We start from the raw sequence: 16367 nt of genomic DNA on the forward strand, positions 1-16367 counted from the left end.
ATGGGGCGTTATGTCGCACGGCGACTGCTCCAAATGATCCCGGTCTTCCTCGGGTCAACTCTCCTGATCTTCAGCATGATGTACGCCCTCCCCGGTGATCCGGTCCGGGCGCTCTACGGAGAGCAGGCCATCGACCAGGCGCAGATCGCCGAGATCAAGCGCTCGCTCGGTCTCGACAAGCCATTCCTGCTCCAGTACTGGGACTACCTCACGGGTCTGTTCCAGGGAGACTTCGGCACCCAGATCGCCAGTCAGCAGCCCGTGGCCGACGTGATCGCGGACGCCTTCCCGATCACCGCCCGGCTGACCATCTTCGCCTTCCTCTTCACCGTGGTCGTCGGCATCACCCTCGGCGTCGTCGCCGGTCTGCGCCCCGACACCCTCGTGGACAAGTCGCTGCTCGCGCTGACGCTGCTGCTGATCTCCGTGCCCTCCTTCGTGCTGGGTTACGCCTTCCAGTACTTCTTCGCCTTCCAGCTGGGCTGGGTCGACCCCAACGTGAACGACCCGGAGAACTACGGCCAGCTGCTGCTGCCCGCGATCGTCCTCGGCTCGCTCTCCCTCGCGTACGTCGCCCGCCTCACGCGCACGTCCATCGCGGAGAACCTGCGCGCCGACTACGTTCGCACGGCGGTCGCCAAGGGCCTGCCGCGCCGCCGCATCGTCGGCGTCCACCTGATGCGCAACTCCCTGATCCCCGTCGTCACCTTCCTCGGCTCCGACCTCGGCGCCCTGATGGGCGGCGCCGTCGTCACCGAGGGCATCTTCAACGTCCGCGGCGTCGGTTACACGGTGTACGAGGCACTGAGCCGCCGCGAGGGCTCGACCGTGGTGGGCGTCGTGACGCTCATCGTGATCATCTACCTCGTCTGCAGTCTGCTCGTCGACCTGCTCTACGCGGTCCTGGACCCGAGGATCCGGTATGCCTGAGGCTCTTGACACCTCCGCCAAGAAACTGCCCGCGGGGGAGCCGGCCACCGTGCCGGTGCCCGTGGACGCCAAGGCGGAGAAGACGCGCAGCCTCTGGTCGGACGCCTGGCACGACCTGCGCCGCAGCCCGATGTTCGTCATCTCGGCGGTGCTGATCGTGCTGCTGCTCGTGATGGCGGCCTTCCCCGGCCTCTTCACGGGGGCCTCGCCGCGCGACGCCGACCTGAGCAACCACTACCTCGGCGCGCCGAACTGGTCGCACTTCTTCCAGGCGGACTGGCTCGGCTACGACGGCCAGGGCCGCTCCATCTGGGCCCGCATGGTCCACGGAGCCCGCGCCTCGATCATCGTCAGCGTCGGCGTGACCGCGCTGGTCACCATCCTCGGCACCCTGGTCGGTGTGCTCGCGGGCTACTTCGGCGGCTGGCTGGACGCGATCCTGTTCCGCCTCACCGACGTGTTCTCCGGCATCCCGTTCATGCTGGGCGCCATGGTGGTCCTCACCACCTTCGCCGAGCGGACCGTCTGGGTCGTCGTCCTGGCGCTCGCCTTCCTCGGCTGGACCACGATCGCCCGTGTCGCCCGCGGCTCGGTGATCACCATCAAGCAGGCGGACTACGTCACGGCGGCCAAGGCGCTCGGCGCCTCGACCAGCCGCATCCTGTTCCGGCACATCCTGCCGAACGCCATCGCCCCGGTGATCGTCGTCGCGACCATCGCGCTCGGCGGCTACATCGCGGCCGAGGCCACGCTGTCCTACCTCGGAATCGGTCTGGCCGAGCCGACCGTATCCTGGGGAATCGACGTCTCCGCCGGAAAGGACCAGCTGCGCAACGCGCCGCACGTCCTGATGATGCCCTCGGTCATGGTCTCCATCACGGTGCTGGCGTTCCTCATGTTCGGCGAAGCGGTGCGCAACGCCCTCGACCCGAAGATGCGCTAGGAGGGCGTACCTTGACCATCATCGACAACACCTCGGCCGTCCCGGCGCCCCGGGCGGACGACGGCAACTCCGCCCCGCTGCTGGAAGTCCGCGACCTGCACGTCGAGTTCCACACCCGCGACGGCGTCGCCCGGGCCGTCAACGGCGTGAACTACACCGTCGACGCCGGTGAGACGCTGGCCGTCCTCGGCGAGTCCGGCTCGGGCAAGTCCGTGACCGCCCAGGCGATCATGGGCATCCTCGACATGCCGCCCGGCAGGATCCCGCAGGGCGAGATCCTCTTCCGCGGCCAGGACATGCTCAAGATGTCCGCCGAGGACCGGCGGAAGATCCGCGGCTCGAAGATCGCCATGATCTTCCAGGACGCGCTCTCCTCGCTCAACCCGGTGCTCACCGTCGGCTACCAGCTCGGCGAGATGTTCCGCGTGCACGAGGGCCTCTCCAAGAAGGAGGCCAAGGCCAAGGCCATCGAGCTGATGGACCAGGTCAAGATCCCGGCCGCCGCCGCGCGGGTCAACGACTACCCGCACCAGTTCTCCGGCGGTATGCGCCAGCGCATCATGATCGCCATGGCGCTCGCCCTGGAGCCGGACCTGATCATCGCCGACGAGCCGACCACGGCCCTCGACGTGACGGTGCAGGCCCAGGTGATGGACCTGCTCGCGGAGCTCCAGCGCGAGTACCACATGGGCCTGATCCTCATCACGCACGACCTCGGCGTGGTCGCCGACGTCGCGGACAAGATCGCCGTGATGTACGCGGGCCGGATCGTGGAGACCGCCCCCGTGCACGAGCTGTACAAGCGGCCCGCGCACCCCTACACGCGGGGCCTGCTGGACTCCATCCCGCGCCTGGACCAGAAGGGCCAGGAGCTCTACGCGATCCAGGGCCTGCCGCCCAACCTGCTGAAGATCCCGACGGGCTGCGCCTTCAACCCGCGCTGCCCCAAGGCGCAGGACATCTGCCGCACGGACACGCCGCCGCTGTACGACGTCACGGAGCGGGACGGCGGCGCACTGCCCGGCCGCAGGAGCGCGTGCCACTTCTGGAAGGAGCAGATCCATGGCTGAGCTCGGCAAGAAGGACGACGCCGTGGAGCGGGCCGACGCCACCCCGAACACCACCGAGGTCGACGTCGTCGACGCGGCCGGCGAGGACGCGGCCGTCGCGGCGATCGAGAAACCGGTAAGGCGCGGCGAGCCGATCCTCCAGGTGCGCAACCTGGTCAAGCACTTCCCGCTGACCCAGGGCATCCTGTTCAAGAAGCAGGTCGGCGCGGTCAAGGCCGTCGACGGCGTCTCCTTCGACCTGTACCAGGGCGAGACGCTCGGCATCGTGGGCGAGTCCGGCTGCGGCAAGTCCACCGTCGCCAAGCTGCTGATGACGCTGGAGCGGGCCACCGCGGGCGAGGTCTTCTACAAGGGCCAGGACATCACCAAGCTGTCCGGGCGCGCGCTGAAGGCGGTCCGCCGGAACATCCAGATGGTCTTCCAGGACCCGTACACCTCGCTCAACCCCCGTATGACGGTGGGCGACATCATCGGCGAGCCCTTCGACATCCACCCCGAGGTGGCGCCCAAGGGCGACCGCCGCCGCCGGGTGCAGGAGCTGCTCGACGTCGTCGGCCTCAACCCGGAGTACATCAACCGCTACCCGCACCAGTTCTCCGGCGGTCAGCGCCAGCGCATCGGCATCGCCCGCGGCCTCGCGCTCAACCCGGAGATCATCATCTGCGACGAGCCGGTGTCCGCGCTCGACGTGTCGGTGCAGGCGCAGGTCGTCAACCTGATGGAGAAGCTGCAGGACGAGTTCAACCTGTCCTACGTCTTCATCGCGCACGACCTGTCGATCGTCCGGCACATCTCCGACCGCGTCGGCGTGATGTACCTGGGCAAGATCGCCGAGATCGGCACCGACTCGGAGATCTACGACCACCCCACGCATCCGTACACGCAGGCGCTGCTCTCCGCGGTGCCGGTGCCCGACCCGGAGGCCCGCGAGGGGCGCGAGCGGATCATCCTGACCGGTGACGTGCCCTCCCCGGCCAACCCGCCGTCCGGCTGCCGCTTCCGCACCCGCTGCTGGAAGGCGCAGGACAAGTGCGCCGAGGAGGTGCCGCTGCTGGCGGTCCCCGAGCGCTTCAAGGGCCAGGACACCCAGGCGGCCCACGAGTCGGCGTGCCACTTCGCCGAGGAGAAGGACGTCGTCCACGCGGCCTGACGTCCACGCTGCCCGCTGTCCACGCGGTGGACGCCACGGTTCCCGGCACCTGTTCAGGTCAGGTGCCGGGAACCGGCGTATGCGGAGCCGTACGGGCTCTCAGGTGGCCACCCGGGCCCGCGCCCAGTGACAGGCCACCTGCGCCTCCCCGCCGCCGTCCAGCACTTCCAGGTCCTCCGTGCGGCACCGCTCGGCGACGCCCGCCCGTTCCGCCTCGCCGCCGGCCAGGACCTGGCAGCGGGCCCGGAAACGGCAGCCGGAGGGGATGCGGGACGGGTCCGGGGGCTCGCCGGCCAGCACGACGGGGTCGCCCGGCGCGTCCGGGAGGACCGACAGCAGGGCCTGGGTGTACGGGTGCCGGGGCGCCGTCAGGACCTGCTCGACGCCGCCGGTCTCCACGATCCGGCCCAGGTACATCACCGCGACCCGGTCGGCGATGTTCCACGCGAGGCCCAGGTCGTGGGTGACCACGAGGGCGGCCAGGCCGAGCTCGTCGCGCAGCCGCAGCAGCAGGGCCAGGATCTCGCCGCGCACGGAGGCGTCCAGCGAGGCCACCGGCTCGTCGGCGACGAGGAGCTCGGGCTCCAGGACGAGCGCGCCCGCGATCACCACGCGCTGGCGCTGCCCGCCGGACAGCTCGTGCGGGTAGCGCAGGAAGAACCGCTCGGGCGGCCTGAGCCCCGCCCGGGCCAGGGCGTCCGTGACCGCCGCCCGCTCGTCCCCGGCGTACCCGTGGATGCGCAGCCCCTCGGCCACCGCGTCGTACACGGTGTGCCGCGGGTTCAGCGACCCGCTCGGGTCCTGGAGGACCAGCTGGGCGCGTCTGCGGTACGCCTTCAGGGCCCGGGAGGAGTACTCCAGCGGCTTTCCGGCGAAGCGGACGGCGCCGGCGGCCGGTGGCACCAGCCCGAGCAGCGCGCGGGCCAGCGTCGTCTTGCCGCAGCCCGACTCACCGACCAGCGCCACGATCTCCCCGGGCCGGACGTCCAGCTCGACCCCGTCCACGGCCCGCACCGGCGCCCCGCCGTGCCGCCCGGGGAAGGTGACGTGCAGCCCCTGCGCGCTGAGCAGGGGCGGTGGTGTGGTCATACGGCACTCCTCGCGTCCTCGCTGTGCCCGGCGGGCACGTGCGCGCACGCGACCCGTCGTCCGGATGCCGCGTCCCGCAGCCGGACGTGTCGCGTGTCGTGGCCGTCGCCGGTCCGTGCGGCGGCGTCGTCGTTCCGTCGTTCGGGGGCGGGGTGCGACTGCCGTGCGCCGAGCAGGGGCGGTGGTGGGGTCATGGGGTGCTCCTCGCGTCCTTCGTGTCCCCGCTCGCCGGCGTGGCCGCACCGGGTTCCTCCGGCACGTGCACGCACGCCGCCCGGTGTCCCGGTGCCGCCTCCCGCAGCCCGATGGCCACCGTGTCGCAGCCGTCCACGGACACCGGGCAGCGCGGATGGAAGGCGCAGCCGGAGGGGACCGCGGCCGGGTCGGGAGGGTCGCCGGGGAGGCCGCGCGGGGCGAAGCGGGAGGCCGAGTCACCGATGCGCGGGAACGCGGCGGACAGGGCCGCCGCGTAGGGGTGCCGGGCGTTCTCGTGGACCTCTCGGGCGGGGCCCTCCTCGACCACCCGGCCCGCGTACATCACCGCGAGCCGGTCGCAGAGGTCGGCGAGGACCGACAGGTCGTGGCTGATCATCATCAGGCCGACGTCCTGCTCGGCGACCAGCTGCTCGATCAGGCGCAGGATCTGGGCCTGGATCATCACGTCCAGGGCCGTGGTCGGCTCGTCGGCGACGATCAGCCGCGGGTCGCAGGCGAGCGCCATGGCGATCATGACGCGCTGGCGCTGCCCGCCGGACAGCTCGTGCGGGTACGCCGACGCGCGCGCCGCCGGGAGGCCCACGTGCTCCAGCAGTTCGCCGGTGCGTCTGCGCGCCCCGGCGGCGGTCTCCCCGCGGTGCAGCAGGATCGGTTCGGCGATCTGGTCGCCGATCCGGTGCACGGGGTTCAGGGAGTGCATCGCGCCCTGGAAGACGATGGAGGCGCCGGCCCAGCGCACCGCCCGCAGCCGCCCCCACCGCATCGTGAGGACGTCCTCCCCGTCCAGCAGGATCCTCCCGGTGACCTTCGTGCCGGCCGGCAGCAGCCGCAGCAGCGCGAGCGCCAGCGTCGACTTGCCGCAGCCCGACTCGCCCGCGACGCCGAGCTTCTGCCCGGCGTCGAGGCGCAGGTCCACGCCCCGTACCGCGGCCGCCCCGCCCGGGTAGGTCACCGTCAGGTCCGTCACGTCCAGCAGGGTCACCGGGCCACCCCCAGCCTGGGGTTGAGGACGGACTCCACCGCGCGTCCGCACAGGGTGAACGCCAGGGCGACCCCGGCGATGGCGATGCCCGGCGGCACCAGGTACCACCAGTCCCCGGCGCTCACCGCACCCGCCTCCCGCGCGTCCTGGAGCATGCCGCCCCACGACACCACCGTCGGGTCGCCGACGCCGAGGAAGGCCAGCGTGGCCTCGGTGAGGATCGAGGCGGAGACCATCAGGGTGGTCTGCGCCAGCACGAGGGGCATCACGTTGGGCAGCACGTGCCGGGTCATGATGTGGCCGTGACCGCCGCCGAGCGCCTTGGCGCGCTCGATGTACGGCCGCGACTCCACCGCGAGTGTCTGCGCCCGCACCAGCCGGGCCGTGGTCGGCCACGAGGTGACGCCGATCGCCAGGATCACCGTGCCCAGCGAGCGGGGCATGACGGCGGCGAGCGCGACGGCGAGCACCAGCGCCGGCATCACCAGGAACCAGTCCGTGACCCGCATGATCACCGTCGCGTACGCGCCCTTGAAGTGCCCGGCGGTGATGCCGACCAGCGCGCCGATCACCACGGACAGCGCCGCCGCCAGCAGCCCCACGAGCAGCGAGACCCGCGAACCCCACACCAGCAGCCCCAGCAGGTCGCGCCCGAACCGGTCGGTGCCGAGCGGGAACTCCGCGGTCGGCCCCTCCAGCGGCCGGCCCGGCGCGTCGGTCACCCCGGCCACGTCGGAGCCGACGGTGAGGGGCGCGGTCAGGGCGACCAGCGCGAACAGGGCGAGCCCGGCCAGGCCCACCAGGCCGGCGCGGTGGGCGCGGTACTGCCGCCAGAACCGCGACGCGGCCCGGCGGCGGCGCTGCCGGACGAGCGCCCGTACGGACGGCGGAGCGGCTCCGGTCGTGTCGGTCATCGGCCCACCCGCGGGTCGAGCAGCGGATAGACCAGATCGGCCAGCGTGTTCATCACGATCACCGCCGAGGCGAAGAAGAGGAACAGCCCCTGCACCAGGGGCAGGTCGGGCACGCTCAGGGCCTGGTAGAACAGGCCGCCGAGCCCCGGCCAGGAGAAGACGGTCTCGACGAGGATCACGCCCGCCACCGTCCGGCCGAGGTTGACGAAGATCAGCGTCATGGTCGGCAGCATGGCGTTCGGGACGGCGTGCCGACGCCGCACCAGGTCGTCGCGGAGCCCCTTGGCGCGCGCGGTCGTCAGATAGTCGCTGCCCGTCTCGTCCAGCAGCGCCGAGCGGGTGACCAGCAGCGTCTGCCCGTACTCCACCGCCACCAGCGTGATCACCGGCAGCACGAGGTGGTGGGCGACGTCGAGGAGGTGCGCGAGCCCCTCCTCGCCGCCCGACTCCATGCCGCCGGTCGGGAAGAGCCCGGGGACGGGTCCCATGCCGACGGAGAACACGATGATGAGCAGCAGGCCGAGCCAGAACGACGGGACGGAGTAGAGGGTCAGCGCCAGACCGGTGTTCAGCCGGTCCCCGAGCCGGCCGGCGCGCCAGGCGGAGCGGGTGCCGAGGACGATGCCGAGCGCCGTGTAGAGCACGAACGCGGTGCCGGTGAGCAGCAGGGTGTTCGGCAGCGCCTCGCCGATCTTCTCGGTGACCGGCGCCCGGAACTGGTAGGAGGTGCCGAGGTCCCCGGTGAGCGCCTTGCCGCAGTAGTCCGTGAACTGCTGCCACAGCGGCAGGTCGAGCCCGAACTCCCGCCGGTAGGCGGCCAGCTGCTCGGCCGACACCGGGCGGCCGCCGGTCATGGTCTTCACCGGGTCGCCGGGGATCAGCCGGAACAGGAAGAAGCCGGTGACGAGGACGGCGAGCAGGGAGACGGCGGCGCCGCCCAGTTTCCCGGCGCCGTAGCGCAGGTAAGCGGCCCAGGTGCGGGCCCGGGGGCCGCGGGGCGAGGGGGCGGCGGTGGCCGCCCCGTCGGCCCCGCCGGCCGGCGCGGTCGCGGTGTCAGCGGTCATGGGCGGCCGCCCGTCGCCGCTGCGGGAGTCGGTTCACGGGGAGTCGGTTCACGGTTCACTCGCGGTCCTCCGCGGTGGCACGGCGGCGCATGGCCAGGAACCCGCCGACGCCCGCGAGGACCACGACACCCGCGACGATGCCGATGACGACGCCGGTGGAGCCGGTGCCTCCGGAGGAGCCGGCCGAGGCCGCGGGCTCGGCCGACCACCAGCTCCAGTAGCCGTCCTGGCCGTAGATGTTGCCCGCCTGCTCGGGCATGGTCGTGATCGACGCGATCTGGTCGGTGCGGTAGGCCTCCACGGCGTTCGGGTAGGCCATGACGTTCATGTACCCCAGGTCGTACAGCCGCGACACCGCCTGCTTGACAAGGTCGGCGCGCTTGGCCGGGTCGTACTCGGCGAGCTGGCGGGCGTACAGGTCGTCGTACTTCTTGTCGCAGATGAAGTTGTCGGTCGCGCCGGTGTCCCGGGGCGTGGCGGGCAGGGCCGCGCAGGTGTGGATCGACAGCACGAAGTCCGGGTCGGGGTTGACGGACCAGCCGTCGAAGGCAAGGTCGTACTCGCCCGCGAGCCAGGGGTCGCTCACGTTGTCCAGGCATTCGAGGTCCATGCCGATGCCGAGTTCGCCCCACCACTCCTTCAGGTACTGGCCGACCGCCTTGTCGTTGGGGTCGGTGGCGTGGCACAGCACGCGGTAGGTGAGCGGCTCGCCGTCCTCGCCGACCCGTCTGCCGTCGCCGTTCCTCCGGTAGCCCGCCTCGTCGAGGAGCCGGTTCGCCTCGGCCGGGTCGTGGGCGAGCTCCTGGTCCGGGGAGGGTTCCCAGTAGTACGTGGAGAAGCGCGGCGGGATGTAGCCCTCGCCCTCGACCGCGTGGCCCCGGAAGACCCGGTCGACGAGCGTCTTCCGGTCGACCGCCAGGAACAGGGCGTGCCGCACCCGCTGGTCGCGCAGGGACGCGTGCCCGTCACCGAACTCCTCGCCGTTGCGCGCGCGGGCGCCCGGGTTGACGGCGAGGGCGAGGAAGCGGCGCCCGGGGGCGTCGTTGACCTTGATGTTCTCCTGGTTGCCGAGCGCCTCGGCCTGGGCGGGCGTCAGGTTGCCGACGAAGGAGACCTCGCCCTTCTGCAGGGCGGCGACCGCCGCGTCACCGTCCTTGTAGTACTTGAAGACCAGCTCGTCGAACTCGGGGGCGCCGCGCCAGAAGTTCTTGTTCGCCTCCAGCCGTACGTAGCTGTCGGGCTTGTAGTCGGTGAGGACGAACGGGCCGCTGCCGACGACGGGGAAGTCCTTGTCGTTGTTGAACTCCGAGTAGTCGCCGACCTTCTCCCAGACGTGCCTGGGCAGGATCGGCACGTCCAGTGCGGTCATCGTGGCCTGCGGCTTCTTCAGCCGGATGACGAGCTCGGTGGGGCTCGGGGCGGTGACCTTCTCGAAGTTGGTGACGAAGCTGCCGTTCGCGGTGGCGGCGTCCGGGTCCGTCATCATCGTGTTGAACGTCCAGGCCGCGTCCTCGGCGGTGACCTTCCGCCCGTCGGACCAGGCGGCGTCGGAGCGGATCGTGTAGGTCCAGGTGAGCTTGTCGGCGGACGGCGCCCACTCGGTGGCCAGGCCCGGTATCGCGCGGGCGTCCTTGACGTCGTAGTCGGTCAGGTACTCGTACGTCAGCCGGTGGATGCTCGTGCTGACCAGGCGTGTCGCCAGGAAGGGGCTGAGCGAGTCGACGCTCTGCGCGACCGCGACGGTGAGGACTCTCTTTCCGTCGTCGTCCGCCGCCCGGGCCTCGCCGGCCGCCGGGGCGAGGGGAGCCGTGAGGCCGGCCGCCAGGGCGAGGGCGGCGGCGAGCCGAGCCGTCCGGGGTCGTGGAGCTGGGAGGCGGAGGCGTCCTCTGCCGTGCTGGTCTCGGGTGCTCATAGGTCGACACCTCACGTCATCGCTCGCGCAGTCGGGGCTGGTCGCGGTGCTGGGCCGGGTTGTACCGAAAGTGACGTCACCTGGGCTGATGAGTGTGTACCAGCGCCGCTCGGCGCACGTCAACGGCGCACCGTGTCCCATCTGGCCTGCAAAAACAACGGAGTTGAGAGCTTGATCCGGTCAATGGTCCAGACCGGTGAAGCGTTCCTGGTGGGTGACTGGCGGTCCGGCGGGGGCGCGCCGGAGGGGACATGCCTCCGTACGGGTGACACGGCCCCCGGAGAGCGGACGGAGCGCCCCGGACGGAGGACGGTAGACCCCGTACGGGTGAGGCGAATGTGTGCTTTGTCCATTAGCGATGGAGAGTGACCGGTGAGGACCAGTGCCCCGGCGCCGGCGCACTCCGCACCTACGAGGAGGCACTCCATGCGTGGACGCACGCACGCCCCATGGGCCGTCTGTGCGGCGGCGACGGTGCTCGTGACGGCGGGCTGCGGCAGCGGCGGGGGCGGTGAGAGCGGCGCGGTGCTCAGCTCCTCCTGGGGGGACCCGCAGAACCCGCTGGAGCCGGCCAACACCAACGAGGTGCAGGGCGGCAAGGTCCTCTCCATGGTCTTCCGGCAGCTCAAGCAGTACGACCCGAAGACGGGCAAGGCCGAGGACATGCTCGCCGAGCGGATCGAGACCTCGGACTCGCGGAACTTCCGCGTCACCGTCAAGAAGGGCTGGACCTTCAGCAACGGCGAGGAGGTCACCGCCCGGTCCTTCGTGGACGCCTGGAACTACGGCGCGAGCCTCAGGAACAACCAGAAGAACGCGTACTTCTTCGAGTACATCGAGGGCTACGACAAGGCCCATCCCGACGAGGGCAGGCAGAGCGCCGACACCCTCTCCGGGCTGAAGGTGGTCGACGACCACACCTTCACGGTCCGGCTGAAACAGAAGTTCTCGTCCTTCCCGGACACCCTCGGCTACGCCGCCTTCGCCCCGCTGCCCCGCGCCTTCTTCGACGACCACGACGCCTGGCTGGCCAAGCCGGTCGGCAACGGCCCGTACGTCGTCCAGTCCTACACCAGGGGCGCGCAGCTCACCCTGCGCAAGTGGGACCAGTACCCGGGACCCGACAAGGCCCGCAACGACGGCGTCGACCTGCGCGTCTACACCGACAGCAACACCGCCTACACCGACCTGCTGGCCCGCAACCTCGACCTGGTCGACGACGTCCCCGCCACCCAGCTGAAGAACGTCGACACCGACCTCGAGGGCCGGTACATCAACACCCCGGCCGGCATCATCCAGACGCTCGCCTTCCCCTACTACGACAAGGGCTGGGGCAAGGCGGGCGTGGACAAGGTCCGTACGGGGCTGTCACGGGCCATCGACCGTGAGCAGATCACCGAGACGATCTTCCGCGGCACCCGCACCCCCGCCACCGACTGGACCTCGCCCGTCCTCGGCGCGGACGGCGGCTTCCAGGACGGCCTGTGCGGCGACGCCTGCGTGTACGACCCGGCGGCCGCGAGGAAGCTGGTCGAGGAGGGCGGCGGACTGCCCGGCGGCCAGGTGAGGATCACGTACAACGCGGACACCGGCTCCCACCGGGAGTGGGTCGACGCCGTCTGCAACTCCATCAACAACGCCCTGAAGAACGACAAGGCCTGCGTCGGCAACCCCGTCGGCACCTTCGCCGACTTCCGCAACCGGATCAGCGGGCAGAAGCTGTCCGGGCCGTTCCGGGCCGGCTGGCAGATGGACTACCCGCTCATCCAGAACTTCCTGCAGCCGCTGTACTACACCGACGCCTCCTCCAACGACGGCAAGTGGTCGAACGCCGAGTTCGACCGCTTCGTCGACGAGGCCAACGCCGAGACCGACACCGCCGCGGCGATCAAAAAGTTCCAGCAGGCCGAAGGGGTCGTCCGGGACGAGATGGCCGCCATCCCGCTCTGGTACCAGAACGGCAGCGCGGGCTACTCCGAGCGGCTGTCGAACGTCGCGCTCAACCCCTTCAGCGTCCCCGTCTACGACCAGATCGAAGTGAGCTGAAGCCCCATGGGCCGTTACGTCGTCCGGCGCCTGCTCCAGATGATCCCCGTCTTCGTCGGCGCCACCCTGCTCATCTTCCTGATGGTCAACGTGATGGGCGACCCCGTCGCGGGCCTCTGCGGCGAGCGGGCGTGCGACCCCGCCACCGCGGCCCGGCTGCGGCACGACTTCGGCCTCGACCAGCCGGTGTGGCAGCAGTACCTGACCTACATGGGCAACGTCTTCACCGGTGACTTCGGGACCGCGTTCAACGGCCAGAAGGTCACCGAGCTGATGGGCAGCGCCTTCCCGGTGACCATCCGGCTGACGATCGTGGCGATCGTCTTCGAGATCGTCATCGGCATCGTCCTCGGCGTCGTCACCGGGCTGCGCCGCGGCCGGCCCGTCGACACCGGCGTCCTGCTGGTCACCCTGGTCGTCATCTCGGTCCCGACCTTCGTCACCGGTCTGCTGCTCCAGCTGCTGCTCGGCGTGGAGTGGGAGTGGATCAGGCCGTCCGTGTCCTGGTCGGCCCCCTTCGACGAGCTGATCGTGCCCGGTCTCGTGCTGGCCTCCGTCTCCCTCGCCTACGTCACCCGGCTCACCCGTACGTCGATCGCCGAGAACACCCGCGCCGACTACGTGCGCACCGCCGTCGCCAAGGGCCTGCCCCGCCGCCGGGTGATCACCCGGCACCTGCTGCGCAACTCCCTGATCCCCGTGGTCACCTTCATCGGCACGGACATCGGGGCGCTGATGGGCGGGGCCATCGTCACCGAGCGGATCTTCAACATCCACGGCGTCGGCTACCAGCTCTACCAGGGCATCCTCCGCCAGAACACCCAGACCGTCGTCGGCTTCGTGACCGTCCTCGTGCTGGTCTTCCTGGTCGCCAACCTGCTGGTCGACCTGCTGTACGCCGTACTCGACCCGAGGATCCGCTATGCCTGAGCCGCCGCAGCCGGAACAGCCCCAGCCGGACCGCCCGCACATCTCGGCCGGGGACCGTGCCGCCGAGGACGGGGCCGTCGCCGCGACCGGCATGGGCGGCGCCATGGACCTGGCCGCCACGGAGGCCGAGTCGCTGGAGCCGGCGCAGCCGGGAGGGGCTCCCGGCGCACCGGAACGGACCCGCTCCCTGTGGTCGGACGCCTGGCGCGACCTGCGCCGCAACCCGGTCTTCCTGGTCTCCGCGCTCGTCATCCTGTTCCTGGTCGTCATCGCGATCTGGCCGTCGGCGATCGCCTCCGGCAACCCCCTGCACTGCGACCTCGCCAAGGCCCAGGACGGCGCCGAGTCCGGTCATCCGTTCGGGTACAACGGGCAGGGCTGCGACGTGTACACGCGCACCGTCCACGGGGCACGGACCTCCGTGACCGTCGGCGTCCTGGCCACCGCCGGGGTCACGCTGCTGGGCAGCGTCCTGGGCGGGCTCGCCGGGTTCTTCGGCGGGACCTGGGACGGCATCCTGTCCCGGATCACCGACGTCTTCTTCGCCATCCCGGTCGTGCTCGGCGGCCTGGTGCTGCTCTCCGTCATCACCAGCAACTCCATCTGGCCCGTCATCGGGTTCATCGTGCTGCTCGGCTGGCCGCAGCTCTCCCGGATCGCCCGCGGCTCGGTCATCACCGCCAAGCAGTACGACTACGTCCAGGCCGCCCGCGCCCTCGGCGCCTCCCCTTCCCGCATCCTGCTGCGGCACATCGCGCCCAACGCCGTCGCGCCCGTCATCGTCGTGGCCACCATCGCGCTCGGCACGTACATCGCGCTGGAGGCGACCCTGTCGTACCTCGGCGTCGGTCTGAAACCGCCCAGCGTCTCCTGGGGGATCGACATCTCCGCCGCCTCCCCCTACGTCCGCAACGCCCCGCACGCGCTGCTGTGGCCCTCCGGCGCGCTCGCGGTCACCGTCCTCGCGTTCATCATGCTCGGCGACGCGGTGCGCGACGCCCTCGACCCGAAGCTGAGGTGAGCCGCCGCCATGCCGCCCGAAGTACTGCTCGAAGTGCGTGACCTGCACGTGGAGTTCCGCACCCGGGACGGCGTCGCCCACGCCGTCAACGGTGTCGACTACGCGGTCGGCCGGGGCCAGACCCTCGCGGTGCTCGGTGAGTCCGGCTCGGGGAAGTCGGTGACCGCGCAGGCGGTCATGGGCATCCTCGACATCCCGCCCGGGCGGATCACCCGGGGCCGGATCCTCTTCCGCGGCCAGGACCTGCTGAAGCTGAAGGAGAGCGAGCGGCGCAGGATCAGGGGCGCCGAGATGGCGATGATCTTCCAGGACGCGCTGTCCGCGCTCAATCCCGTGCTGACCGTCGGCGACCAGCTCGGCGAGATGTTCGTCGTCCACCGGGGGGCCTCCCGCAAGGACGCGCGGGCCAGGGCGGTCGAGCTGATGGACCGGGTCCGCATCCCGGCCGCCGCCCAGCGCGTACGGGACTACCCGCACCAGTTCTCCGGCGGCATGCGCCAGCGCATCATGATCGCGATGGCGCTGGCCCTGGAACCCGCACTGATCATCGCCGACGAGCCGACCACAGCCCTCGACGTCACCGTGCAGGCCCAGGTGATGGACCTGCTCGCGGAGCTGCAGCGCGAGCTCACCATGGGCCTCGTCCTCATCACCCATGACCTGGGGGTCGTCGCGGACGTCGCCGACCGGATCGCGGTGATGTACGCGGGCCGCATCGTCGAGACCGCGCCCGTGCACGACGTCTACAAGGCCCCCGCGCACCCGTACACGCGCGGCCTCCTGGAATCCATCCCCCGCCTCGACCGCAAGGGACGGGAGCTCTACGCCATCAAGGGCCTGCCGCCGAGCCTGACGGACATCCCGCGGGGCTGCGCCTTCCACCCGCGCTGCCCGATGGCCAGGGACGTGTGCCGGACCGACGTGCCGCCGCTGTACGAGGTCCCCGGCGACCGGAGGAGCGCGTGCCACTTCTGGAGGGAGTGCCTGGATGGCTGAGCCGGTGCTGGAGGTGAACGGTCTGGTCAAGCACTATCCGCTCACCCAGGGAGTCCTGTTCAGAAAGCAGACCGGCGCGGTCAGGGCCGTCGACGGCGTCGACCTCGTGCTCGGCCGGGGCGAGACCCTCGGCATCGTCGGCGAGTCCGGCTGCGGCAAGTCCACGGTCGCCCGGCTGCTGGTCAGCCTGGAGCGGCCGACCGCCGGGGAGATCCGGTACCGGGGCGAGGACATCACGAGACTCTCGGGCCGGGCGCTGAAAGCGGTGCGGCGCAACATCCAGATGGTGTTCCAGGACCCGTACACCTCCCTCAACCCCCGGATGACCGTGGGTGACATCGTCGGGGAGCCCTACGAGATCCACCCCGAGGCCGCGCCCAAGGGCGACCGGCGCCGGAAGGTGCGGGAGCTGCTGGAGGTGGTCGGCCTCAACCCCGAGCACGTCAACCGCTATCCGCACCAGTTCTCCGGCGGCCAGCGGCAGCGCATCGGCATCGCGCGCGGGCTCGCGCTGCGGCCCGAGATCATCGTCGCCGACGAACCGGTCTCCGCGCTCGACGTCTCCGTGCAGGCCCAGGTGGTCAACCTGATGGAGCGGCTGCAGGGCGAGTTCGGACTCGCGTACGTCTTCATCGCGCACGACCTGTCGGTGGTGCGGCACATCTCCGACCGGGTCGGCGTGATGTACCTCGGGCGGATCGTGGAGACCGGCACCGACACGGAGATCTACGACCATCCGACGCACCCCTACACCCAGGCGCTGCTGTCCGCGGTGCCCGTGCCGGACCCCGAGGCCCGCGCGCACCGCGAGCGGATCATCCTCTACGGCGACGTGCCCTCCCCGACGGACATCCCCTCCGGCTGCCGGTTCCGCACCCGCTGCTGGAAGGCGCGGGAGCGGTGCGCGCTGGAGGTGCCGGCGTTGGCCGTGCCCGAGGCGTTCCGTGCCGTCGGCGGGCCCGCCGCGCACGACTCGGCCTGCCACTTCGCGGAGGAGAAGCACGTCGTGGCGGACGGCAACAGGCCGGGGTGACATGGCGCACCCCGGCCTGTTTACGGCACCCGCACGGCCGTACGCTGTTCAGCTTGCCGCGTCCGTATATC

The 16367-nt window shown here is 71.0% G+C and carries 15 protein-coding genes; 9 read left to right on the plus strand and 6 right to left on the minus strand.

What is annotated here, in order from left to right:
- Genes IEZ04_RS03450 through IEZ04_RS03465 form a run of 4 tightly spaced genes read left to right on the plus strand, consistent with a single transcriptional unit; the run spans position 1 to position 4093 of the window.
- Positions 1 to 930 (plus strand): ABC transporter permease, encoded by a 930-nt coding sequence (locus IEZ04_RS03450; RefSeq protein WP_189215071.1) that lies wholly within the window; start codon positions 1 to 3, stop codon positions 928 to 930.
- Positions 923 to 1873 (plus strand): ABC transporter permease, encoded by a 951-nt coding sequence (locus tag IEZ04_RS03455; RefSeq protein WP_189215072.1) that lies wholly within the window; start codon positions 923 to 925, stop codon positions 1871 to 1873. The genes IEZ04_RS03450 and IEZ04_RS03455 overlap by 8 nt, the downstream gene beginning before the upstream one ends.
- Before the next feature lie 11 nt (positions 1874 to 1884).
- Positions 1885 to 2943: an ABC transporter ATP-binding protein gene (locus IEZ04_RS03460; RefSeq protein ID WP_189215073.1), complete on the plus strand. Its 1059-nt coding sequence runs from the start codon at positions 1885 to 1887 to the stop codon at positions 2941 to 2943.
- The gene (locus tag IEZ04_RS03465) at positions 2936 to 4093 is read left to right on the plus strand and encodes an ABC transporter ATP-binding protein (protein WP_189215074.1); all 1158 of its coding nucleotides are present in this window, start codon (positions 2936 to 2938) and stop codon (positions 4091 to 4093) included. Before IEZ04_RS03460 ends, IEZ04_RS03465 begins: the two co-directional genes overlap by 8 nt.
- Positions 4094 to 4192: 99 nt before the next feature.
- On the opposite strand, the gene IEZ04_RS03470 is transcribed toward IEZ04_RS03465, so the two are convergent.
- From IEZ04_RS03470 to IEZ04_RS03495, 6 genes are read right to left on the minus strand one after another with little or no spacing between them, the layout of a single operon-like run.
- Positions 4193 to 5182 (minus strand): ABC transporter ATP-binding protein, encoded by a 990-nt coding sequence (locus tag IEZ04_RS03470; protein WP_189215075.1) that lies wholly within the window; start codon positions 5180 to 5182, stop codon positions 4193 to 4195.
- Positions 5179 to 5376: a hypothetical protein gene (locus IEZ04_RS03475; RefSeq protein ID WP_189215076.1), complete on the minus strand. Its 198-nt coding sequence runs from the start codon at positions 5374 to 5376 to the stop codon at positions 5179 to 5181. The genes IEZ04_RS03470 and IEZ04_RS03475 overlap by 4 nt, the downstream gene beginning before the upstream one ends.
- Positions 5373 to 6380 (minus strand): ABC transporter ATP-binding protein, encoded by a 1008-nt coding sequence (locus IEZ04_RS03480; protein ID WP_189215077.1) that lies wholly within the window; start codon positions 6378 to 6380, stop codon positions 5373 to 5375. Before IEZ04_RS03480 ends, IEZ04_RS03475 begins: the two co-directional genes overlap by 4 nt.
- Positions 6377 to 7294, minus strand: coding sequence for an ABC transporter permease (locus tag IEZ04_RS03485; protein WP_189215078.1), 918 nt, complete (start codon positions 7292 to 7294; stop codon positions 6377 to 6379). Before IEZ04_RS03485 ends, IEZ04_RS03480 begins: the two co-directional genes overlap by 4 nt.
- On the minus strand, positions 7291 to 8358 hold the full coding sequence (locus IEZ04_RS03490; RefSeq protein ID WP_189215079.1) for an ABC transporter permease: 1068 nt from the start codon (positions 8356 to 8358) through the stop codon (positions 7291 to 7293). The genes IEZ04_RS03485 and IEZ04_RS03490 overlap by 4 nt, the downstream gene beginning before the upstream one ends.
- Positions 8359 to 8413: 55 nt before the next feature.
- On the minus strand, positions 8414 to 10270 hold the full coding sequence (locus IEZ04_RS03495; RefSeq protein ID WP_189215080.1) for an ABC transporter substrate-binding protein: 1857 nt from the start codon (positions 10268 to 10270) through the stop codon (positions 8414 to 8416).
- Positions 10271 to 10696: 426 nt separating this feature from the next.
- Here IEZ04_RS03495 and IEZ04_RS03500 point away from each other — a divergent pair, with 426 nt between their 5' ends.
- From IEZ04_RS03500 to IEZ04_RS03520, 5 genes are read left to right on the plus strand one after another with little or no spacing between them, the layout of a single operon-like run.
- Positions 10697 to 12316, plus strand: a complete 1620-nt coding sequence (locus IEZ04_RS03500) for a peptide ABC transporter substrate-binding protein (RefSeq protein ID WP_189215081.1) — start codon at positions 10697 to 10699, stop codon at positions 12314 to 12316.
- Between the two features lie 6 nt (positions 12317 to 12322).
- On the plus strand, positions 12323 to 13246 hold the full coding sequence (locus IEZ04_RS03505; RefSeq protein WP_189215082.1) for an ABC transporter permease: 924 nt from the start codon (positions 12323 to 12325) through the stop codon (positions 13244 to 13246).
- Complete coding sequence (locus IEZ04_RS03510; protein ID WP_189215083.1) at positions 13239 to 14267, plus strand: ABC transporter permease; 1029 nt, start codon at positions 13239 to 13241, stop codon at positions 14265 to 14267. Before IEZ04_RS03505 ends, IEZ04_RS03510 begins: the two co-directional genes overlap by 8 nt.
- A gap of 9 nt (positions 14268 to 14276) precedes the next feature.
- Positions 14277 to 15263, plus strand: coding sequence for an ABC transporter ATP-binding protein (locus IEZ04_RS03515; protein WP_189215084.1), 987 nt, complete (start codon positions 14277 to 14279; stop codon positions 15261 to 15263).
- Positions 15256 to 16296, plus strand: coding sequence for an ABC transporter ATP-binding protein (locus IEZ04_RS03520; protein WP_189215085.1), 1041 nt, complete (start codon positions 15256 to 15258; stop codon positions 16294 to 16296). The genes IEZ04_RS03515 and IEZ04_RS03520 overlap by 8 nt, the downstream gene beginning before the upstream one ends.
- The last annotated feature ends 71 nt before the right edge of the window (positions 16297 to 16367 follow it).

The organism is Streptomyces ruber (genome assembly GCF_014648075.1).
In the GTDB taxonomy this organism is placed as follows: domain Bacteria; phylum Actinomycetota; class Actinomycetes; order Streptomycetales; family Streptomycetaceae; genus Streptomyces; species Streptomyces ruber.